Below are 22108 nucleotides of genomic sequence, written 5' to 3' on the forward strand. Positions count from 1 at the left end.
ATTTCATCGCTCCAGAGCTACAGGCACATGGACCTGCTGCAGAATATTTTTTACGACGGATTCTGCACTGACGTTATCCAGACGAGACTCGGGACGCAAAATAATACGGTGCGAAAGAACATATGGAGCAAGTATCTTGATATCGTCAGGAAGGACATAATCACGCTGCTGTATAAATGCGTAGGCTTTGCCTGCCATCATAAGGGACAGTGAAGCGCGCGGACTGGCACCGAGGAGAACGGACGGATGCTGCCGGGTCATGCGGACGATTTTCAGCAGATAATCGGCAACGGCATCATCAATAAATATGTTTCGGATCTCCTTCTGCATCTCTGCGATCTGGTTCATGTGGGTTACGGGCTTCAGCTGGTCAACCGGCTGTCCATGCTTATGCTGCTGCAAAAGGCTTCTTTCGGTTGCGGCATCAGGATAACCGAGGCTGATTTTCATCATAAAACGGTCAAGCTGCGCTTCAGGAAGCATGTAAGTGCCTTCAAAATCAATCGGGTTTTGGGTGGCACACAGCATAAACGGCCTTGGCAGCTCATACGTCTCTCCATCTACTGTAACATTCCGTTCTTCCATCACTTCAAGGAGAGCCGATTGCGTTTTCGTTGTTGCGCGGTTGATTTCATCAGCGAGCAAAATATTTGTCATCACCGGACCCGGCCGGAAAAAGAAACGCTCTTCACGGGGATGGAATACGGAGACGCCTGTGATATCGCTCGGTAAAATATCAGGATTGCATTGTACACGTCTGTAATCTCCGCTCATGGATCTGGCCAGAGCCTTGATCATCTGTGTCTTGCCGGTTCCCGGTACGTCTTCAATCAGAATATGCCCTTCTGCCAGGAGAGCAGTAAGCAAGAGCTGGATTTCAAAGGCTTTGCCTAAGATGCAGGATTCAAGGTTAGATCTAACGGCTGCAATGGTTTGCAGGGATTCACTGCTTACGGGCATATATTCATGCCTCCTTATATCATGCTATTTTATGAAACTGTGAAATTGCTTGCGCAGCAAATTCTGTTAAATCCTGAGATAACAATCATATATCTTACATTGTACATGATATATTCCCCCAAAGTACATTGTGCAGGACTCCTAAATTACTCGTATACCCCAACATACCCTATGGCCGATACAGCAAAACACCCTGCTCCGTATGGGATCAGGGTGAGTGGAATCATGCATTTGCAGTTGTAGTCTTATCCCCGCGGACGAACGACCAAGGCGGCCAAAAACGAAAATATGATCGCCGCTGATATCCCTGCGCTTGTAACCTCAAATATGCCGGTGACTATACCAATCCAGCCGTCTCGTTGCAGCTCGGACAAGGCCCCGTGTACCAGAGAACTGCCAAAGCTTGTAATCGGTACAGAAGCTCCGGCTCCGGCGAATTTAACTAAAGGATCATACAGTCCAAAACCGTCTGCAACCGCACCCGCTACCACCAATGTACTCATCGTATGTGCTGGGGTCAGCTTGAACAAATCCATCATTAGTTGTCCGATGACGCAAATTAATCCTCCGATGACAAATGCCCATAAAAATTGCATCATTAACCCTCCATTTCTAGTGCTACCGCATGTGCAATACATGGTATGCTTTCGCCCTGCTGGTAGGACAGAGGAGAAAGCAGAGCCCCGGTTGCCACGACAAGCACTTTTTTAAGTTCTTTATTGATCAGCCGTTTCAGCAAATGGCCATACGTTACTACAGCGGAACAGCCGCAGCCGCTCCCGCCCGCTTTCACATAAGTTTGTTTCTGTATATCGAAGACCAGCAGGCCGCAATCATTAAATTCCGTTTCATTCATGGCGACCTCCGCTTTCTGCAGCAATTCCCTGGCAATCGGCAATCCCACGGAAGCCAAGTCCCCTGTGACCACCAAATCGTAATACCCTGGAGTAAGCCCTGTATCCCGGAAATGAGCCTCAATCGTATCCGCTGCTGCAGGTGCCATCGCGGCCCCCATATTAAACGGATCTTTGATTCCCAGATCCATCACTCTGCCGATGGTGGCCCTGGCAATCGCCGGTCCGCTCCCCCCCTTGCCGACAACGCCGCATCCGGAACCAGTAACCGTATATTGGGCTGTCGGCGGTTTTTGGGATCCGTATTCCGTCGGATAGCGAAACTGCTTCTCAGCCGTACAATTATGGCTTGCGGTCCCTGCGAGCACACACTCCGCTGCCCCTGTATCCACGAGCAGCGCCGCCAATGCAAGACTTTCCATCGACGTGGAGCAGGCGCCGAATACACCCAAATAAGGGACTCCCAGTTTTCTCGCAGCGAAAGTGCTGCTGATGATCTGATTCATCAAATCACCGCCCACAAAAAACTGGATTTGTTCTTTGGTCAGCTCCGCCTTCACGACAGCCAGCTGAGAGGCCTGTTCCAGAAGCTTGCGTTCAGCCTTTTCCCATGTCTTCTCATTAATCTCAATGTTATCGTAAATATAGTCAAAATCACCGAAAAGCGGTCCCAGCCCCTCTTCCGGCCCCACCACGGTCGCGCCCGCAAGAAGGGTCGGTCTGGAAGTGAATTCCCAAGTCTGGCCTTTCAGCCTCATGGATGATGCACTCCCTCCAGCCCCAGAATCGCATACACCAGCCCGACAAAGAATGCCGCAACGGTCCCGAACACGATGACAGAACCGGCAAGTTTAAACATATTGGCACCTACTCCCAGTACATAACCTTCAGCCTTATGTTCCAGGGCGGCAGAGCACATGGAATTGGCGAATCCCGTTACTGGAACTGCGGTACCGGCTCCCGCAACCTGCGCAATTTTGTCGTATACCCCAAGGCAGGTCAGAATAACGGAAATAATAATCAGGACTGCAACCGTCGGACTACCCGCTTCCTTAACCGACATATCAAACCAAGTCATAAATCCCAGCTGAATGGCTTGGCCGATAAAACAAATACCACCACCAATTAAAAAAGCTAACACGCAGTTTTTAAAGATACTCCGTGTAGGCTCGTGCTTCTGCGCAATGTTTTTATACTCCTGATGGGTCAGGGTATCCAGACTGAATTTGGCCCCTTTGTTTTTTGTACTCGCAGGCAATACCAGCACCTCCTCTTCATCATTCCCTTTCATTATTTGTCATACAAAGGATTGTTATGTATTGACGGAATTAGCGGCTTGAACACACGGCAAACAGCCGCCACAAGCTTCAGCCCTGGCAGCTGTCTTGGAATGGTTAAATACAATTTAATTGCATCTGCCATTCAAACAATTAGAAAAAGCACATCAAAACAACCACAAGCAAAATCAACAGCACGAAGACAAGAATCATTTCTTTGCGTAAAGGCATGAACTCCATGGTGATGCTCCCTTCTGCACTTGAGCTGGGCGTTCATCTATACTTATCGTATTCCGAAAATAGACGTTGGTGCTTCAGCGGGTCAACATGGACAATCCGACTTCAGGAGTTCATACTATAGGATGGAATTACATACCGTAAGAACAGAACATAGGCAAAGGAGAAATTGAAAGCATGGATCAAAAAACAATGGATATGTTCCGCAAGCTAACTGAATTTCCTGCAGCTTCCGGATTTGAAAAAGAGCTTCGCGCTTATGTAAAGGAAATGATTACTCCATATACGGACGAATTTGTCCAAGACCGTCTAGGCAGCCTCTTCGGCGTGCTTCGCGGAGATGAACAAGGCCCTAAGGTCATGGTAGCAGGACATTTTGATGAAGTGGGCTTTATGGTTACCGGCATTTCCGAAACCGGTATGGTCCGCTTTCAACCGCTTGGGGGCTGGTGGAGCCAGGCCGTGCTGGCACAGCGTCTGAAAATCATGACACCAAAAGGTCCAGTTATCGGCGTAGTCGGTTCCATTCCTACCCATCTGCTGGATGAATCCCAGCGCAGTAAACCGGTTGATATCAAATCGATGTATATCGATATCGGTGCGGACAACCGCGAAGACGCTGAATCCTTCGGTATCCGCCCAGGTCAACAAATCGTACCGATTTGTGATTTCACACCGCTTGCCAATCCCAAAAAGATTATGGCCAAAGCATGGGATAACCGCTACGGTGTAGGTCTTGCCGTAGAATTGCTGGAAGCTCTTCATAAGGAAAAGCTTCCGAATACCTTGTACTGCGGTGCAACCGTACAGGAAGAGCTGGGCCTGCGCGGGGCTCGTACCGCCGCCAATATGATTCAGCCTGATATTTTCTTTGCTCTGGATGCTAGTGCAGCCAACGACATGACTGGAGACAAGAGCTCTTTTGGACATATCGGGCAAGGCGTGCTGCTCCGTATCTTCGACCCTTCCATGCTGACACATCGTGGCCTGGTTGAATACGTTCAGGATACTGCCGATACGCATAAGATCAAATATCAATACTTTGTTTCTCAAGGCGGCACCGATGCCGGCCAAGTGCATTTGAGCGGAATCGGCGTTCCGTCAACCGTCATTGGTATCTGCTCCCGGTACATTCATACTTCATCCTCCATCATCCACACGGATGATTACGATGCAGCCAAAGAGCTTCTGATTAAGCTCGTGAAGGGCCTGGATCAGACCACCCTGAATACGATTTTGGAAAACGCCTAAAAAAGAAGCCTTCGTAAAATCAAAAGCCTGCGAGCCATCTCCGTTTATGGAGATAACCGCAGGCTTTTTTATGATCTGGATAATTTCGAAAAATGCAATCTATGGCACTCCCGGGAAGAGCTTACTCCCCCGCCGTCTGTCCCAACTGAATGAGCATCGTCTTGAGCTTGTCTCGGAGAAGCTCATCCGTGACTTCATACTCTGCATCGATCTTCTTATTAATGAAAGGAATGCATAGCGATCCACCGGGAGTGATCCGTGCTGTCAACATACGCAGTGTCAAGAGGATGGAATCATGCGCTTTTTCTCCGCCGGTCTCCAGTGGCGAGGCACTAAGGACCATCAGTGGCTTTTCATATAATTCTCCTGATGGTACGAGCCAATCCAGTGCATTTTTCAATACACCCGGGACACCATGCGCATATTCCGGTGTGCTTATGATTAATCCGTCAGCTTCTTTCATCTGTTCTCTGAAACATGTTACCGAAGCAGGCGGCTCATCATCCAGTTCCGGATTAAAATGCGGCAAGTCTCCAATTCCATCAAAGATGGATATGTTCATATTCTCAGGTGCCAGCTCGGATAAGGCACGCAGCAGATTTGTATTGGAGGATTTATTCCTCAAGCTTCCAGAAATCCCTACAATATTAAGAACCGTATTTGAGTTCATCCATATACAACCTCCCTCAAGTAATGTAATTATAATCATTTTTTGTCCAAGCCTACAAAATAATTAATAAATTTCACAAAAAAGTATGATATCCTGCGCGGAAATATGTTAAAATGAAAGCGCTAACAGCTATCATCTTCTAAAGGGGGCTTTTGAAAGATGAACCAAACCGATAAGGTGATGAACGAGTATCAGAATTTTGATCCGGTCACCGATGCTTTTTTCTTCAAGACGGGAAGTCAGGAGCAGGTTATTTTTCACGGCAGGAATTACATTATAAAAAAGAGATTATCCGCCGCCGAACAAACTTCGATGAAATCCCTGCCCAATTTTGTACGTGCTGCATCAAACCTCTACGTCAATGTGAACAAAATTACAAATATCGACGGCAACACACTGCATTTCCGTGATGAATTTGCTTATCCCCGCACCATTACGGTGTCCAAGCGAACCCTGGAACAAATTAAACGACGCATGCCTCGCACTCCTGGTTTTCTATCTCCAGAGCAGATGATCTAAGCGAAAACTTGCTAAAAAGCGGCAGATGCCCGGTCATTCGGACGCCTGCCGCTTTTTAATAGGATGACAGATTTCAATTCACCCGAAAGGGTCTGACTTTCCGGTATCCCCAAGAGGCTTCGCCGTCCTCAGGCATACCCGGTAGAATCAAACCGCCGTCAATCCGGATCGTAATGCCCGTAATATAGGAGGCATGCTCCGAAACTAGCCACAGCGCCGCCTGCCCAATGTCTTCCGGTACGCCAATTCTTCCGAGTGGGATCGTGGCGCCCACATGATCATGGAGAGGCTCACGTTCCCTCACGAGAATTCCTCCGGGTGCAATGCAATTGACTCGAATTCCATATGGAGAAAGATCCAGAGCGACGGATTCCGTCGCCCTTTTCAGCGCAGCTTTGAGGCCGCCATACACCGCATCTCCCGGATATGCCCGCTCCGCATGCGTCGAAATGATATTAATGATATTGCCTCCGCGTCCCGCCTCGATCATTTGCTTGGAAGCCTCGCGCATCAACAGCATCGGAGCACGGAAGTTCAGCTGCATCGTAAAATCCAAATGTTCCAGCGGCAGCTCGGTTATGGAGGAATACATTCCAATGCCCGCATTATTGATGAGGACATCGATATGTCCCATTACCTGAATCGCTTCCGCTACCGTTCTTTCCGCTTCCTTTGCATCCCTCAGATCACCCTCGCGTACGGTGCATACCCCGCCGGATAAATGGGCAATTTCCTCCGCAGTTTGATCCGCCATCACATCATCCTGATAATGAGTGATCATAATTTCATAGCCGGCCTCAGCCAGCGCCAAGGCGATTCCCCGTCCGATGCCGCGGCTGCCTCCCGTAATGAGGGCGGTTTTTTTCTTCATTTTTTCTTCGGATTGGTTTTGCATATCATGCCTCCTTTTTCGTGCTTGAAATATATCCTAATGCCAGGGACTCACCTCTTTTCATTGCAGATAGACGTTAGCGTTTTCAAAGGATGCTATATACTGATAAAACCCCATTAAGAAAAAAAAGTCAAATTTGGTTAATCATTCAATCCAATAGAATAAACCTTGCTACATTGTTATTCTAATAAAATGAGATTGAAGAACCTCATCCGGCAAACAGGGAGCTGCTAATTTCCTATGTACTCACGTATAAAAGCCACAGGCAGCAGCCCGTGGCTTTTATGTTAGGAGTGTTTCTCCTAACTCAAATTAAAGTCTAATCTTGGCGTATATAGCAGATAAAAGATACAGTCAGGAATTATTAATACTTTAAGTATTCAGCCCTTCGCCTTATAAAACTCGTGATAGAGCTTCATAAGCGCTCTCTTCTCAATGCGGGACACGTAGCTGCGGCTAATGCCGAGCTCCTTGGCGATTTCCCGCTGCGTCCGCTCCTCGCCCCCATGCTCCAGACCGAATCGGCCCTTGATGACCTCCTGCTCGCGTTCATCCAGGATGTCGAGATTGCGATAGATCTTGCTCTTCTCAATTTTAAGCTGTACCATATCCGCCACATCATCGGCTTCGCTGCCGAGGATATCAATTAATGTAATTTCATTACCTTCCTTGTCAGTTCCAATCGGATCATGGAGAGACACATCTTTTCTCGTTTTCTTCAAGGAACGCAAGTGCATAAGTATCTCGTTCTCAATACATCGGGCTGCGAAGGTAGCCAGTTTCGTACCTTTGTTCGGCTGAAAGCTTTCAATCGCTTTGATCAGGCCGATCGTTCCGATCGAGATCAGATCCTCCAGATCTTCTCCCGTGTTATCGAACTTCTTGACAATGTGTGCCACCAGCCGCAAATTATGCTCGATCAGCATATTACGGGCATGGGCGTCTCCTTCGGCCATTAACTGAAGGTATTTGCTTTCCTCTTTTTCCGTCAGCGGCTGAGGAAAAGCGTTATTTTTTACATACGATACCAGCAGCGTTAGTTCTTTGATAAACAGGGCAATGAAGCTGAATAATCCAGGCATAAGATGACACCTCCTGCTGAATGACTAGGCACCGCTATTTCATCTCGATGACTCCACGCTGACAAGTGCGGTCTGTTCATTCTATGTAGGCGATGACCCAACTGTGCCTGTACGGGCAAAAAACAGAAACCGGAATAACAGCCAGAAGAGTGAACATTCATCTTCGACTCGGTACAGAAATACATCTAAAGCTTATCGGCCGAAATGAAGAACTTACAAACGAATTACGAATTCCCCCTTTTCGCAAACTGTTCCTTTCAAAACGTCCATCGACGCAAAAAAACTTCTCCAAAGAGAAGTTTTCAATATTATAGATTCTATCGTAAAATCAATCGGCATAGTCATTTTTTTACAATTTGTGTAAATGAAGTTAATAAATCATAAAGATTATCTGTTATCTGTTATCTGTTATCTGTATTCATTTTAAAATATTTTAGTCTTCCCTTATAGAGGCAACCCGTTTTCGAGGTTTGAAAAAGCTTCATCCATCAACTTAGAAAAATCCTTATCTGGATTTTCAGCATAGTACAGCATGACTGAGATGTTCACACCTACAACTATCCCTGCAAAAGTACGTACAGCTAAATCATCCGGTTTACGTCCAACTCGTTTAGCCACAAGTTCCGTAAAAAGCTGCATTGTCTGAATTAAATTGTTCAATGATGCACCCCGTAACTCAGGGACCGTCATGATAAGCTGATTTCGTTCACGCATGGTATCTAATTCATCAGGCGACATATCGACCATTCCGGATAACATTGCATTTCGAACCGCCTGAAGTGGGCTTAGATCAGATGGCTGATCTTCAAATGCAGCGATGAGTAGCGGATCATAGTTATCCGTTATCACAACATCTTCTTTTGTAGAAAAGTAACGAAAAAATGTACTTGGAGAAATTTCTGCCGCCTCCGCAATTTGTTCCACAGTTGTAGCATTATAACCCAGCTCACGGAAAAGCCTCATCGCATGCATTTGAACGTTTGCCATAGTTTTTGCTTTTTTACGCTCGCGCAATCCAATGTTTCGTTTATTCTCCGTTGACACTTTATTCTCCACTCCTTAATGCTAAACAATATGAATCTTCATTTAAATGACTCTTCACAAAAAATACGTTATTTAACATTACACATTATAATGATACTTTATTCCATTTGAATGTTGATGTCAATTTGAATCAAACACATAATTCCTTTAATAGAATTCATATTTCTCAAAAGAATTTAGCAGTTTTAAAGTTAGCAGCAAATGCTGAGACCATACTCAATTCCCACAAAAAAACTGCCCATCCTACAAAACAAGATGAACAGCTTATAGATATTATTTGGCTAATAGTTTCATCCATATTATTCACGATATTTTAAACAGTTAAGTTATTCAATGATGTAACGGATTAATCCTTGAATACGCTTTGTTGAAACTCCTTAATGCTATTCTCCTTTATACGCTTCTGCAAGAAGCATAATGATAAAATTATTCCAACAACAGCGATCCCTCCGCATGTCCATAAAGTAGCTGCCATTCCATGAACGAAGGAAAACTTCACCGATTCAATTAAATCCTTGGAATTCAATTCCCGGGCTGCTATCAAACCGGCAGAAACGTTTCGAGATACAATCTCAGTAATTTCATCAGACAAACTGTTCAAATTGAGATTATTCCGATACTCTGCATTTAATACAGTACCTAGAATAGCTACACCCATCGTACCTCCAACCTGTCTGAGAGCAATAAGAAGAGCCGATCCTACACCACTTCCTTCAGCCGAAAGTGCAGACATCGCTTCATCCATTGCAGCTGGAAGGGCAAATCCAATACCCAGACCTGCAGCTGTTATCCAAATGGACGCGAACCCATAACCACTATCCATACTGGTACTGGCTCCAACTGCCAGGCCAACTGCAAGTATTAAGAAACCAAAAGATATAGAGATTCTGTTTCCAAACCGTGATTGCAGGATATCAGAAATTTGGGATCCGATTAGCAGACCTCCTACAAGAGGCAGCAATCGTAAGCCAGCGCCTAGAGCCTTTACACCTTCAATCGCTTGAAAATATTGTGGTAGTACAAACAATACACCAAACATAGCAAAAGAAATTACTGCAGCTAATATTGTGCCCAATGTGAACCTTCGTGAGCGGAACAATGCCAGGTCAATTAAAGGATGACGTATTCGTCTTTCCCATAGAATGAATCCAGCTATAATCAGTAATCCACCAATGATAGTCGATAAAGTTACCGTGTCTCCCCAACCTCTTTCTCCAACTTCGATTACTCCATAAGTTACAGTAACAAGCCCAAGACTCGAGATAAGAATACCCAAAACATCAATTCGTTGTTTCTCCCCATTATTAGACTCCGGTAAAAGAATGAAAACAGCTACCAAGGCAACGATAATCAGTGGAATATTGATTATAAAAACGGAACCCCACCAATAATTTTCAAGTAACCAACCGCCAAGAACTGGCCCCAGCGGAATTCCAAATGCATTAGCCATCATCCAAACAGAAATTGCCTTAGTTCTTTCTTTTTCCGAAAATAATATTGGGATGATCGACATGGACAGTGGAACCAAAAATGCAGCACCAAGGCCCTGAAATGCGCGCCCGATTATTAATTCCCATGAAGAACCAGCGTATGCACATGCTAAGGATGAAATCCCGAATATAATCAGACCAACCATAAGCATTTTTTTTCTACCTAATCTGTCACCAAGCATCCCTGCTGGGAGAAGGGCTGCCGCAAAAACTAAATTGTAAGCATCAGCGAACCATTGCAGTTCGAGATTCGAAGCATGCATATCCATAGCAAGTATCGGTAATGCCAAATTAAGAATCGTCATGTCTAGACCAACAGCTAGTATGCCTATCGCTAATGACCCCAATATCCACCATCTTTGTTTTAACCGAACAATAATGATAGTTACCACCTTTCGACATAAACATTTTATTGATATTAACTATATATTGAGAGTCTATGTCATTTTATTCAAACTGTCAACAAATGTTTATTTTATAATTCAGAGTATTTCTCTTTAAAGGATCCTGAAGATAATTCATTGTGGCTTGTATTTAGAAAATCCCTTTTGGCTCTGATCATAGAGTTCTCAAAACCGGTATAGTAGTATTGCAGATTTTTTAATAGAATTCCCGTTGTATATCACAACAAAAAAAGGTGCCTTAACAATCAGCACCTTAAAAAAATGTTTTTGATAGATCTCAGTAAAATTCACTCTCGTTTTCTTCATTTATTCACTCTGTCCATGATTGCCTCTAGCTATTACAAGACATGAAAGGCAGCTAATTTACGAATAAGCGGCATAGCCACTGCCTCATCAACCGTCAATCTAACCGAAGTCGCTTCCACGGTCTCCATCCGTACAATTCGTTTATGACCTACCGATTGACCTTGGACAATAAGCTTCCATTGCCCATTCACAAGTGCTTCAAGTCGATAGCTGCGAATTCGTTCTCCTTCGGCGATCTGTTCCATCATGACAATATGATTGATTTCCGTCGGTGAGGGGAAAATAAGCTCCACCACTTCGCCTTCACCGCTTGTTACTTCCTGCGAAGTGTCGAACCTTCTCGTAATTTCCTGACCAAAAGCTGTGAACTGCTCTACATCGGCATCAGGCACTAGACCACGATTGTCAATGACCATGCCAATCAGTAAGTTCGTGTTGCTGCCTACCGAATTATAATAACACTCCACCAATTCCTCGACGGGATAGAGCAATTGATCTTCTCCTTCCATCCAGAACCATTGATTCGGTTTACGATTAGGCATATCCGCTTCTCCTGGTGCCCACACAGAACCATTCGGATTGCCCGCACCATATTGAGGGCATTCTCCGACTTCCTCTTCAGCACCAAGCTCTGTATGAATCGTATTGCTAATGATGTCTGTCGTGCTCCAGCAAGGATTGGGAGCGACGCCATCTTCATTGCCAATCCAACGAATAAGCGACGACATTTCCTTTGGTCCCTGAAAGCAAACCGCCTGCGGTTGAAGCTCCAACAATCTTGAACGAACATCTGGTCCGCCCTGCTCGGGCGGCAGCGTTCCACCATCGAACCAAATTTCGAATAACTCACCGTAATTCGTCCATAACTCCGTAATTTGCTGCATAACGGCCTCATTATAGCGTTCCTGTGCTTTGACGTCATAAGGCTTAACGACTCCTGGATTATCAACTTGAAAGTAACCGTTAGCAGAGGTGCTATAATATAACCCCGGACGAATACCGTATCGATGGCATGATGAGATAAAATCACCAACGATGTCTCCTTGACCGTCCCGCCACGGTGTGCTCTTGACGCTATAATCATGTGCTTCAGTTGGCCATAAGCTAAAGCCACTGCAATGCTTAGCTACTAATACTGCATAAGCAGCACCGGCAGCCTTTGCGGTACGAAGCCATTGGTCCGTGTCCAATTTCTCAGGATTAAATATTGACGGGTCAGGATGATATCCCCATTGACTTCTCCATTCGTAGCTTGGTTCGAACACTTGAATATCACAATGAATGAAAATCCCCAGTTCTGCTTCAGCCCATTTCAGTTGCTGCTCCGTTGTTTTAATAATTGAATATTTGTCTCTGTCATCATCAACACTTCCTATATTTATTTCTTTTGTTCTCTTAATGTTTTAATTTTCGCTTCCGATTCCTCGGATAATTTCCGTATGAATTCCGAGACATTCATATCCGATTCTGCGAATTTCGGCATACTGCCAATCAAATCAACTTGGCTATCCCACATGCTTTTTCGTGCAGGAGGTTCCGCGAACGGATGCTGGAAATACGCAAGATTATTCTTCTCGCTAAGTACGTGTTCAACAGCATAATCCTTCAAGAACTCTTGATCAATATAGATTGGAGGAATGCCCTTCTTCGAGAAAATCTTCTGATAATCCTTTGAAGTAATATATTGCAACACTTGCAAAGCTGCTTCCTTCTTGTCACTGGAATTGTTAATCACCCAAGGATGCGTTCCCATAGGCGGTGACATGTCTTTCTTATCTGACCAAGACGGAACAGGTAATGTATCCATGTTTCTGATGGTTTCTAGCTTCTCTTCATTTTCACCGGGAAACCAAGACAAATAACCCCACCAATTAATTTCCATGGCAGCTTGTTTATCCATAAACATATTTTTCCCGCTTGCTTCATCCCCTGGTTCATAGATGCCCGGAATACTGTAGAACTTTTTCATTAAGTCCATATATTCCGTGAAATTCGGATCTTTGGTCAACAATACCTCACCCGTCTGAGGATCGGTCATATTCATGGATAGCTGCATGAGAGGTACATCGGCAAGCTCCGTATTCCCTGTACCAAACTCCAAGCCGACGTATTGGACACCATCACGTGTTCCTGTTGTTTTCTTAGCTAGATCAAATACTTCTTCCCATGTCATACTATCTGTTGGATACGTTATACCGAACATATCGAAGATATCTTTGTTATAGTACAGTGCAAGAGGACTTGATTCTGCTGGAAGACCGATTAATCTCCCCTGTTCATCACGTGAACGAATATCCGCTAACAAGGTTGGTTCGATTCCACTAATATCTACATTGTATTGCTGAATCATTTCGTCAAGCGGGAATACCATATCCAAATCAATGAGTGGTTGTTGCCCGGTATATGCAAGCAGAATGTCCGGCACAATATTCTTGGCATTATTCTCTTGCAGCTGCTGAGAAGTTCCATTGTAGTCCACATGTTCGAATGTAATATGCGGCAGCGCTTCTTCCACATATTTACCAATTCGGTCCATAAATCCTTCTTCACCCCATGGTGTAGCAACCTTAAGAACGACTTCCTCATTTGAGAAATTCTTTGTCTCTACAGCTTCAGGCTTTTCTTCTGTCCCCTGCTCTGTATTCGACACTTTTGATTCTGTGGATGGAGATTCTGTTGTATCGGCCTCCTTAGAACAAGCTGTAAATAATAGCGTAAATATAAGACAAAATAACAACACCCCAATTGATTTCCGAGCTTTCTTTGTGCTTAAACCCATCCTGCCCCTCCTTTTTTTGAATCCGCTTTCAAAGCATGGAAAAATTCTTCTCTATACTAACAAACCTCCCTGTATTTTACTTTGCACGAAATAATGAAATTTGCACGATACTATGACTTTTCACCAGTCTAGCTTTTCATATTTGTCGATAGAATTAATACAACTTACGCATCCGCTTTCGATAGTCACTGCAAGTTTCCCCACACTGCTTCTTGAACTGACGAGCAAAATAATGAATCGAGGAGAACCCTAACGTTGTAGCAATTTCGGTAATAGTCATGTTTGTTTCACGCAAATATTTTTTGGCTCGATCCATTTTCAGTTGGATCCAGTAATGCTGAGGGCTACAGTCTGTCGCTTTGCGGAATAATTCATATAAATAAGAACTGCTAATATTTAATCGTTCCGCCCAATTCATAATTGAAACCGATGTGCATAGCTCATTTTCCATCCATTGCTTCACTTTCTGAACTCTTGGGTCGTCCATGATATGTGGATTTTGAAAATAACGGATATATAGAATAAAGAAGCTTTCGAACGCGGCCCGCAGTTCATTTTCGATACCAAGCTCTTCACTGGCGATTTGATCAACAACATGATAGAAGCCATTCATCCATGAACAGTGAGTAGGAAGTTTTATTTTGGCTGGCAACTGTATACCATCCCGGAAATAAACCGTGGGTACACATCGCTTGAGTTCAAACGTATTTAAATGGTAATTTACAAGCTGATTATTGCCTCTTTCATAACTAGCTCCTGCCGATGGCTGGAAATCAACATAAACAGATAATGTCACCATCGGATCGGTGCTATATGCATAGAACGTGTGCTCTACTCCTGGTTCAATATAAAACATATCATCACTTTGAGCTGAGAATAGCTGCCCATTAATTTTCACCTTACCTTTACCGCTTTTGATATAGAAAAAAAAGGAGTGTAACTTTTCCGAGGCCCGTTCACTTCATTCGTTTGAAACGGATAATAAGCCGCGTTAATAATGCTAGGATGAATATCCTTCAAATCAATCCTGTTCAACTTCATCGTTTCACGCTCCCCCTATGACCTTCTCGACTCATACTATGTTTCAACCCTTACTTTTCAGCGTTGTTAGTGCTTCATCGAAGCATTTCGTTCATCCATATCATCTTCTTCATCGTGTTTGTTTTCTTGCCTGTCTGTCTATCCTTCGACATCATAACTCCGTTCCCTTTACCTAGAAAAAGGCTTTGAACAGTTAGGCAACCGAAAAAAAAGGATGATCTCTGTACTGAACAGGAGTCATCCTTTTCAATCTCCATTTGTGCCTGTACGGGCAATTTTTAGCAAAAAAATAAGCGCAACCCTGCTCACGCATAAGTGCACTTATGAAGAAACCTCAGTTAAAATTGATCGTCCCATGTCCCGACACATATATGGTTACTGGAAAGATCTCCGAATCCTTTTCGGCAAAATACCAACGCCGATCTTTTTTCACGATGATGAACAACCCATGCTCATCCCCAACCGGAACAAAGCTGTCACTGCCCTCTCTCCATTTGGGAAAGCCTTCACTCTGCATTTCTTCCACAAAGAGTGGAATTTCGTCTCTCACAATCCCGATTTCACTCACGCACAGCAGACTTTCAGAGGTAAAAGGCTCATCTGAAGCATTATCCAGATTATGCCTTGCGATTAGTTCCACAATGTTACCGGCCGGATCTTCAAAATAAACCGCGTGGGCATTCCACGATTCGAAATCAGCCTCGTCTTTGCCCTCCTCACGGTTAAGCTCTACTTTATCCAAAAGCCAGACTTTCGCTTCCTTAAACTGATTTTCCGGAATATTGAAGGCATAGTGATAGAAAGGATGCCCCTGCTTGGCTTGTTCAAACGTTAGCCTTGTCTGGCCAATTCGCACCGAGAATCCGTCTTGATCTTCAACCACCGGCAATTCCAACGTATCCTTGTAAAAATGTTTCAAAGGTTCCAATTCTGCTGTTTTCAGCTTGATCTCATCAAAATGCATGATGTCCCCTCCTTAAGCACATGAAAATGATATTATCAGCCAAAAAACCGTCAAGTACATGGATTGTTGTACTTAACGGTTTTTTTCTGATTTTACAGTCATTTGAACCAGCCCTTCTCCTTAAAACGCGTAATGGCTTCCACGCGGTTCGTGACCTGGAGTTTATCAAGAATGACGGAAATATAGTTCCTTACGGTTCCTTGCGTGATATACAATTGACTGGCAATTTCCTTCGTGTTTCTCCCATCTGCGATCAGTCCGATAACGTCCTTCTCCCGCTGGGTCAGCGGATTTTCCTCTCCAGAGGCATCATCTACCAGCTCCGAGGCATAGATTCGCTTTCCTGCCATGATACTCCGTATGGAGTCCGCCAATTCCTCACTGGGGCTGTCCTTCAGCAAATATCCATTCGCACCAGCTTTAATAGCCCGTTCGAAATATCCGAATCGCGCAAAAGTCGTCAGAATCATCACTTTACAGCCGCTGCCCTTCAGCTCCTCGGCGGCCTCAAGTCCGCTCTTCCCTGGCATCTCAATATCCATGATACAAATATCCGGCTTCAACTGGAGAACCAGCTTCACGGCATCCTCACCGTTGCTTGCTTGGCCCACGACCTGCATATCCTCTTCCAAATTAACCAGTGAAGCAAGCGCTCCAAGCACCATCCGCTGGTCTTCAGCGATTACTACTCGAATCACAGTACCACCTCCTTATTCGGATGTTTCACGATATTCGGCACTTTTACGATGATCCTCGTTCCGGGATCTTCGTTCGAGGCCACCGCCATGCAGCCGTTCACGAATTCCAGCCGTTCTTTCATTCCGCGCAATCCACTGCCTTTGGCCAAAAGGGGATCCCCTCCCATACCAATTCCATTATCTATAATTTGAATCTTCAGCTCCGTTGTTGACGAATCAATGATGATCGAGCAGACTGTAGCATTGCTGTGCTTGACCACGTTCGTGACCGCTTCCTTCAAACACATGCTGAGCACGTTTTCTACCAGAAGCGATGTGTTGCTTAGAATCGGGTCTCCTGTCAGCATAAACTCAATCTCCGCTGCCTTCAGGATCTGTTTGATGCGGAACATCTCATCCTCCAGGCGCGTGCCGCGCATTTTCGTAACCATTTCCCGCACCTCATTGAGCGCGTTTCTGGCCGTGTGACGCACATCGTTGATCTCAGCCTCCGCCTGGGCCGGGTTAGTCCTCATTAATCTGCCTGCCAAATCACTCTTCAGCCCGATAAGGGAAAGCTTCTGTCCCAGCGTATCATGCAGATCACGGGCAATTCTCTGACGTTCCTCCAGCTTCACCAGTTCGGAAATCCGTTTGTTGGCATCCTCCAGCTGTATTTCAAGTTTTCCCCGCTTGTTCCGGTAGTATGTGGTAACGGGCAGCAGAATCACTGCGATGAGACTGATCAGCACAAACGGAATTTGCGTAATCATAACAGGATCTTTTGTAACGTAGCCATAGTTAATCGTCGCGATCGTCGTGACAAGATGAATGGTATATAGTACCACAAATCCAACCCGATGATGGAAATTGCCGATAAAAAACGCGACGAAAAGCGCGAAATATACGTAGCCAAAAAGCAGCGTCATCGCAATCGAGATCAGCATCTGAATGGATGTCCAGAAGTACACCAGCCAACCCTTTGAGACAAAGGACAGCACATAGCATCCAAAAAAGGCCAGAATCATCAGAACGCCAAACACCACATGAACCACTGACGAAGATCGAAAAATGAAATAGAAAGGGAGAATATAAAAGACAACCCACACATAGGGGCTAAGTCCTGTACTCCTGTGGAAAATTTGATACCATTTCTGCAAGGCGGTTCCTCCATGGCATGCTATCTATAGGTTACCTTTATTTTATCATAATCTGTGACGAGAGGTTATTCCCCTTGTATGCTTGCCCTCGGGCTGGGAATGGGTTTCGTTTCGCGTTTAGCTTTTTGCATGGAACTTTTGAACTGTTTGAACTGTTTGAAGCTAATGAACGTCTTGTGCTGCTCATCCCACAGACGGAATTTCAGAGAAGTCAAGCTCGTAAGCAGCGTAATCGTCGTGGCCTTTTGCAGTGGCGGCGTTGCATTATGCGCTAACTCCAGGTTGTAATTAGGAACCTTCGGACTCAGGTGATGAACATGATGAAAGCCAATGTTACCCGTTAACCATTGCAACAATTTTGGCAGCTTATAATACGAGCTTCCTTCCACCGCCGCCTTCACGTAGCTCCATTCGTCTTCATTTTCGAAATACGAATCCTCAAACTGATGCTGTACATAGAATAACCAGATTCCGAGCATTCCAGAAACGAATATAATAGGAAGCTGAATCATCATAAATGCCTGCCATCCAACAGCCCAGCAAAGCAATGCATACAGAATTGCAATCGCAGCATTCATGACATATGTGTTGAGACGTTCCTTCCGTTTCGCTCCTTTGCGGTTAAAACGATATGACAGCACAAACACAAAAATCGGTCCAAGACCAAGCATGACCACCGGATTGCGATAGATGCGGTAAGCCGCGCGACGGATAAAAGATGCGGCAGCATATTCGTCCACCGTCATCACCCACATATCACCAATCCCCCGTTTATCCAGGTTACTGCTCGTTGCATGATGAATGGAATGCGTGTTCTTCCACTGTTGATATGGAACCAGCGTGATGACACCCGTAATGGTACCAATGATTTCATTCGCCCGCCGGTTCTGAAAGAATGAATAATGACAGCAGTCGTGAAATATGATGAACGTCCGGATCACGAACCCTGATGCAATGATCAGAATGGGAAGAGTAATCCAATGCGATAGAGACAAGCTTAAATATGCGGTGTACCAGAGTATTAACAATGGCCCAAGCGTTGATATCATCTGCCTGATGCTCGACTTCGTATTGCTTTTTTCAAAGGGAGCCATCTCTTTTCTTAAATTCCTTACTTTCGATTGCTGCGTCATATGTCTTCCTCCCAGAGTGGATGCATGAAAACCGCCACGGCATATCCATGAACGTCTTCTATCCTCAGTATAGGAAACAACTTGTTGCCCGGGTAGTCATGAACATCAGGTAGGGAGTATGACAAATGTCATATAGGCGATTGCAAATCGGTGCTGAATGCTTTTCGTTCAAACTGGCTTGCTGTGAAGCGCGGTATAAAGAAAAAGCCCCGGGTATCCGGGGCCTGAAAGCGCATATGTTCAAACAAATATTTTGCGGGCGGCGGTGATGGCCTTGTCATTCGGCTCTTCTTTCTTCAGCAAATCCACCTCGTCAGCTGCCTGATCTTATTTTTTAAAACGGTCTGCCCACACGCATACCGGCTTCGATATTTCCACAGATTTTCCTGTGTAGGAGAGCTTGCCGGTTTCCGAATCTCTCGTAAATACCACAAGGTTGTTCGTATCCCGGTTCACAGTAAGCACATACCGGCCGCCCGGTACGATGGAGAAATGCCGTGGATGCTTGCCTTCTGTAGACACATGCTGGACGGTATCCAGCTTACCTGTCTCCGGATCAACCGCGTAAACAACAATGCTGTCATGCCCCCGGTTGGACCCGTACAGAAAACGTCCATCCTCCGACATGGTAATTTCCGCACAACCATTTTCCACATTTGCATCTGCCGGCAGGGTCGATACTGTCTCAATCTCCGACAGAATTCCCTTATCCGCATCGTAGCGGAACGCAGTCACAGTCGAATGAAGCTCATTGATGACGTAAGTGAACTTCCCGTCCGGATGGAATACCAGATGACGAGGTCCCGCGCCTTCCTTGACCTTGGCTTCTCCTTGCAGAACAAGCTTTCCTTCCGCCCCATCGATCCGGTATGTAAATATCGTATCCAGACCCAGATCACAAACGAACAGGAAGCGTTGATCCGGACTGTAAAAAGAAGAATGCACATGGGATATCTGATCTGGCTGCTGCCCTTTATGCTCACGGATATCCAGCACCTGACCGACTGTGCCGTCTTCCTTCAATTCGACGAGACTGACCGATCCTTTATGATAGCTCGCGAGTGTCAAATAATGATTATCTCCGCTTCGCTGGATATGGCAGGATGGTCCATTCAGTGCGTTTGCACGGCTTGTCTCCACAAGTTTGCCTTCTGCAGGAAGGATATCAAATGAAACGGCATCGCTGAGTTTTGTTCCATCCGCAGCAGCCGATTCGCTGATTGCGTACAAGCGGCGCTGCGGTGTGTCCACATTGAGGAAGGTAGGATTTTTAAGTCCTGCCACCTGATCCAGACGGGTCAGCTCCCCGTTCAGTTCATCAAATTCATATACATACACGCCGTCTGAGGATTCCTCAGCATAAGAACCTACGAATACGAGCATACGTTGATTATCCACTGTCATGGTTATCGCCTCTTCACTTTATTTTTTACATTTAATTGTATCATTTTCAGTATGATTCCCGCAAAATCAAATGCAAGATTGTATTTCTACCACTCCTGCTATAGTATGGAATATACCTTTTAATCCGTTCTAGCGATTCTATAAGTAAGGAGTTTTATATATGGATTTTGTTGCTATAGACTTTGAAACCGCGAATGCGAACCGTTCAAGCGCCTGCTCTCTTGGTCTAGTGGAGGTACGGGACGGAGCTATTATATCGGAACAATCCTGGCTTATCGATCCGGGACAGCCTTTTGATTACTGGAATATTCAAATACATGGCATCACGGAATCGATGGTCCAGGGAATGCCTTCTTTTGGCGAGCTTTGGCCAACGCTTGCGCCGCTGCTGGAAGGCAAGCATATCGTAGCGCACAACGCCTCATTCGATATGAGCGTGCTCCGCTACTGTCTTGATCAAGCTTCGATCGATTATCCGAGCTTTCAATATTACTGCACTTATTTGCTCAGCAAAAAGATGCTGAACTGGATGTCTTCCCATAAACTGAACGTGCTTGCTGACTGGTATGGCATTCCGCTCCATCACCATGATGCGCTTGATGATGCCAGAGCCTGTGCACATGTCCTGCTGAACCTCATCCGGCAGGAGGAGCAGCCTTCTGCAGAACAGCTCTCTCTCGCCCAGGGATGCAAGATTGGTGTGATGTATCCGGGCGGCTACAAGCCTTTCTCCGCACCGGCGAAGAAAAAACCGAAAACAGCCAAATCCCGTTCACCGTTTGGAACGAAGCGTTCTTTTAGCGGGTGAGCAAAGATGGATATTATGCAGCGAAACGCTTTTTTATAAATAGTGATATCACGAAAAGACCGGCCAAGGGTCAACCTTGGCCGGTCTTTTTTAATATATATTATTTCAAATCACATATGATCATGATGAAAATCACTACTTCTCCCTACCAATCGCACTCATATAGAGGGTATACCATTCATCCCGGGTCATCAGCCCAGCCTGGCGTTCAGCGTCCTTACAGGCGGAAATCCGCTCCTCGTTTGATGTGCCGATAATTGGCTGAATCATCGCAGGATGCTTCATCAGCCAGCCCAGAACGATAGCTTCAGGCGTTGTTTCCTTCTGCTTCGCCATTTGGGAGATGAGCACTGCAGTCTTCTGTACGTTTTCCGGCTCATTATCCAAGGAACGGCCGGAGAAACGGCCTTGAGCGAGCGGACCCCATGCCTGCAGCTGAATGTTTTCCATTTGACTGAACTCCATGATGCCTTCACCAAAATTTACACCCGTTCCCTTTTGCTGATTCACGTAAATCGTCTGGTCAAGGAAAGCCGTATGCGCAAGACTCATTTCCAGCTGGTTCACGGCAAGCTGATCCGGCAGGCTGTGCTGCAGAAAGCGGATCTGGGAGACATTCATATTCGAAACGCCAAAGTACCGAACCTTGCCGGCAGCTTTCAATTTACTGAAGGCTTCGGCTACTTCTTCGGGCTCCACCAGCGGATCCGGGCGATGTAGCAGCAAAATATCCAGATACTCAACGCCAAGCCGCTTCAGCGATTCGTCAACGGCTTCAAGAATATGCTCCTTCGAAAAATCAAAGCGACCTGGCGTGTTTTCATCCTGCAGACGAATGCCGCATTTGGACTGAATGATGATTTGTTCACGGAGCTCCGGACGATTTTTCAAAATTCCGCCGAAGGTCTGCTCCGCTTTGCCCTGTGTATAAATATTAGCATGATCAAACATATTGATTCCGATCGATAGGGCCGCATCAACGGCCTTTTCGGCTTTAAGGCGGTCCTCTTTCGTGATTGGATCATTACGGTCCCAAGTGCCTCCCATAGGCATACAGCCCAGAACAAGCCGACTTGCTTCCACTCCGCGTTTGGCTAACGGCATGATTTTCATATAAGTCCCTCCTTAAATAATCGAACTGCTTGTTTTATTATAA

21 protein-coding genes are annotated in these 22108 nt (G+C 45.4%); 3 read left to right on the forward strand and 18 right to left on the reverse strand.

Translation table 11 applies throughout. From position 1 onward, the window contains the following. Window positions 1-3: 3 nt before the first annotated feature. The 4 genes from E6W40_RS17370 to spoVAC form a co-directional block, all read right to left on the reverse strand. The gene (locus E6W40_RS17370; RefSeq protein WP_136606604.1) at window positions 4-960 is read right to left on the reverse strand and encodes an AAA family ATPase; all 957 of its coding nucleotides are present in this window, start codon (window positions 958-960) and stop codon (window positions 4-6) included. 245 nt (window positions 961-1205) lie between these two features. Next, complete coding sequence (gene spoVAE, locus E6W40_RS17375; RefSeq protein ID WP_136606605.1) at window positions 1206-1556, reverse strand: stage V sporulation protein AE; 351 nt, start codon at window positions 1554-1556, stop codon at window positions 1206-1208. 2 nt (window positions 1557-1558) lie between these two features. Beyond that, window positions 1559-2572, reverse strand: coding sequence for a stage V sporulation protein AD (spoVAD, locus tag E6W40_RS17380; protein ID WP_136606606.1), 1014 nt, complete (start codon window positions 2570-2572; stop codon window positions 1559-1561). Beyond that, a complete protein-coding gene (gene spoVAC / locus E6W40_RS17385) occupies window positions 2569-3072 on the reverse strand; it encodes a stage V sporulation protein AC (RefSeq protein WP_246073030.1) in 504 nt (167 codons plus the stop codon). The genes spoVAD and spoVAC overlap by 4 nt, the downstream gene beginning before the upstream one ends. A 433-nt stretch (window positions 3073-3505) precedes the next feature. Between spoVAC and E6W40_RS17390 the strand changes: the two genes are divergently transcribed. Then, the gene (locus tag E6W40_RS17390) at window positions 3506-4579 is read left to right on the forward strand and encodes a M42 family metallopeptidase (protein WP_136606608.1); all 1074 of its coding nucleotides are present in this window, start codon (window positions 3506-3508) and stop codon (window positions 4577-4579) included. A 121-nt stretch (window positions 4580-4700) separates the two neighbouring features. On the opposite strand, the gene E6W40_RS17395 is transcribed toward E6W40_RS17390, so the two are convergent. Continuing rightward, window positions 4701-5249, reverse strand: a complete 549-nt coding sequence (locus E6W40_RS17395; protein WP_136606609.1) for an NADPH-dependent FMN reductase — start codon at window positions 5247-5249, stop codon at window positions 4701-4703. A 159-nt stretch (window positions 5250-5408) separates the two neighbouring features. On the opposite strand from E6W40_RS17395, the gene E6W40_RS17400 reads away from it, so the two are divergent. Further along, window positions 5409-5768 carry a LytTR family transcriptional regulator DNA-binding domain-containing protein gene (locus tag E6W40_RS17400; RefSeq protein ID WP_136606610.1) on the forward strand — a complete coding sequence of 120 codons (360 nt, stop codon included), beginning with the start codon at window positions 5409-5411 and terminating at the stop codon, window positions 5766-5768. 73 nt (window positions 5769-5841) lie between these two features. On the opposite strand, the gene E6W40_RS17405 is transcribed toward E6W40_RS17400, so the two are convergent. From E6W40_RS17405 to E6W40_RS17460, 12 genes are all read right to left on the reverse strand, one after another. Then, window positions 5842-6663, reverse strand: coding sequence for an SDR family NAD(P)-dependent oxidoreductase (locus E6W40_RS17405; RefSeq protein WP_211147020.1), 822 nt, complete (start codon window positions 6661-6663; stop codon window positions 5842-5844). A 377-nt stretch (window positions 6664-7040) separates the two neighbouring features. Next, window positions 7041-7742: an RNA polymerase sporulation sigma factor SigK gene (sigK, locus tag E6W40_RS17410; protein ID WP_136606611.1), complete on the reverse strand. Its 702-nt coding sequence runs from the start codon at window positions 7740-7742 to the stop codon at window positions 7041-7043. Window positions 7743-8186: 444 nt separating this feature from the next. Then, window positions 8187-8786 carry an acyl-CoA-like ligand-binding transcription factor gene (locus tag E6W40_RS17415; RefSeq protein WP_246073031.1) on the reverse strand — a complete coding sequence of 200 codons (600 nt, stop codon included), beginning with the start codon at window positions 8784-8786 and terminating at the stop codon, window positions 8187-8189. A 346-nt stretch (window positions 8787-9132) separates the two neighbouring features. Beyond that, window positions 9133-10668 (reverse strand): DHA2 family efflux MFS transporter permease subunit, encoded by a 1536-nt coding sequence (locus E6W40_RS17420; RefSeq protein ID WP_281281462.1) that lies wholly within the window; start codon window positions 10666-10668, stop codon window positions 9133-9135. Between the two features lie 350 nt (window positions 10669-11018). Beyond that, a complete protein-coding gene (locus tag E6W40_RS17425; RefSeq protein WP_168928958.1) occupies window positions 11019-12251 on the reverse strand; it encodes an alpha-L-fucosidase in 1233 nt (410 codons plus the stop codon). 113 nt (window positions 12252-12364) lie between these two features. After that, complete coding sequence (locus E6W40_RS17430) at window positions 12365-13765, reverse strand: ABC transporter substrate-binding protein (RefSeq protein WP_136606614.1); 1401 nt, start codon at window positions 13763-13765, stop codon at window positions 12365-12367. A 154-nt stretch (window positions 13766-13919) separates the two neighbouring features. After that, entirely contained in the window at window positions 13920-14684 is a 765-nt protein-coding gene (locus E6W40_RS17435; RefSeq protein WP_281281484.1) for a helix-turn-helix domain-containing protein, read from the reverse strand. Window positions 14685-15140: 456 nt separating this feature from the next. After that, window positions 15141-15770, reverse strand: coding sequence for a VOC family protein (locus E6W40_RS17440; protein ID WP_136606616.1), 630 nt, complete (start codon window positions 15768-15770; stop codon window positions 15141-15143). Window positions 15771-15868: 98 nt separating this feature from the next. Beyond that, a complete protein-coding gene (locus E6W40_RS17445) occupies window positions 15869-16468 on the reverse strand; it encodes a response regulator transcription factor (RefSeq protein WP_136606617.1) in 600 nt (199 codons plus the stop codon). Continuing rightward, on the reverse strand, window positions 16465-17607 hold the full coding sequence (locus tag E6W40_RS17450) for a sensor histidine kinase (protein ID WP_136606618.1): 1143 nt from the start codon (window positions 17605-17607) through the stop codon (window positions 16465-16467). Before E6W40_RS17450 ends, E6W40_RS17445 begins: the two co-directional genes overlap by 4 nt. Before the next feature lie 65 nt (window positions 17608-17672). After that, entirely contained in the window at window positions 17673-18740 is a 1068-nt protein-coding gene (desA, locus tag E6W40_RS17455; protein WP_136606619.1) for a Delta(5) desaturase DesA, read from the reverse strand. 327 nt (window positions 18741-19067) lie between these two features. Beyond that, window positions 19068-20144, reverse strand: coding sequence for a lactonase family protein (locus E6W40_RS17460; protein WP_136606620.1), 1077 nt, complete (start codon window positions 20142-20144; stop codon window positions 19068-19070). Window positions 20145-20304: 160 nt separating this feature from the next. On the opposite strand from E6W40_RS17460, the gene E6W40_RS17465 reads away from it, so the two are divergent. Next, window positions 20305-20952 (forward strand): 3'-5' exonuclease, encoded by a 648-nt coding sequence (locus tag E6W40_RS17465; RefSeq protein ID WP_136606621.1) that lies wholly within the window; start codon window positions 20305-20307, stop codon window positions 20950-20952. A 135-nt stretch (window positions 20953-21087) separates the two neighbouring features. Here E6W40_RS17465 and E6W40_RS17470 read toward each other — a convergent pair whose 3' ends face one another. Further along, on the reverse strand, window positions 21088-22065 hold the full coding sequence (locus tag E6W40_RS17470) for an aldo/keto reductase (protein ID WP_136606622.1): 978 nt from the start codon (window positions 22063-22065) through the stop codon (window positions 21088-21090). Window positions 22066-22108: the final 43 nt, after the last annotated feature.

It is taken from the genome of Paenibacillus dokdonensis, assembly GCF_004916975.1.
Classification (GTDB): domain Bacteria; phylum Bacillota; class Bacilli; order Paenibacillales; family Paenibacillaceae; genus Paenibacillus_AQ; species Paenibacillus_AQ dokdonensis.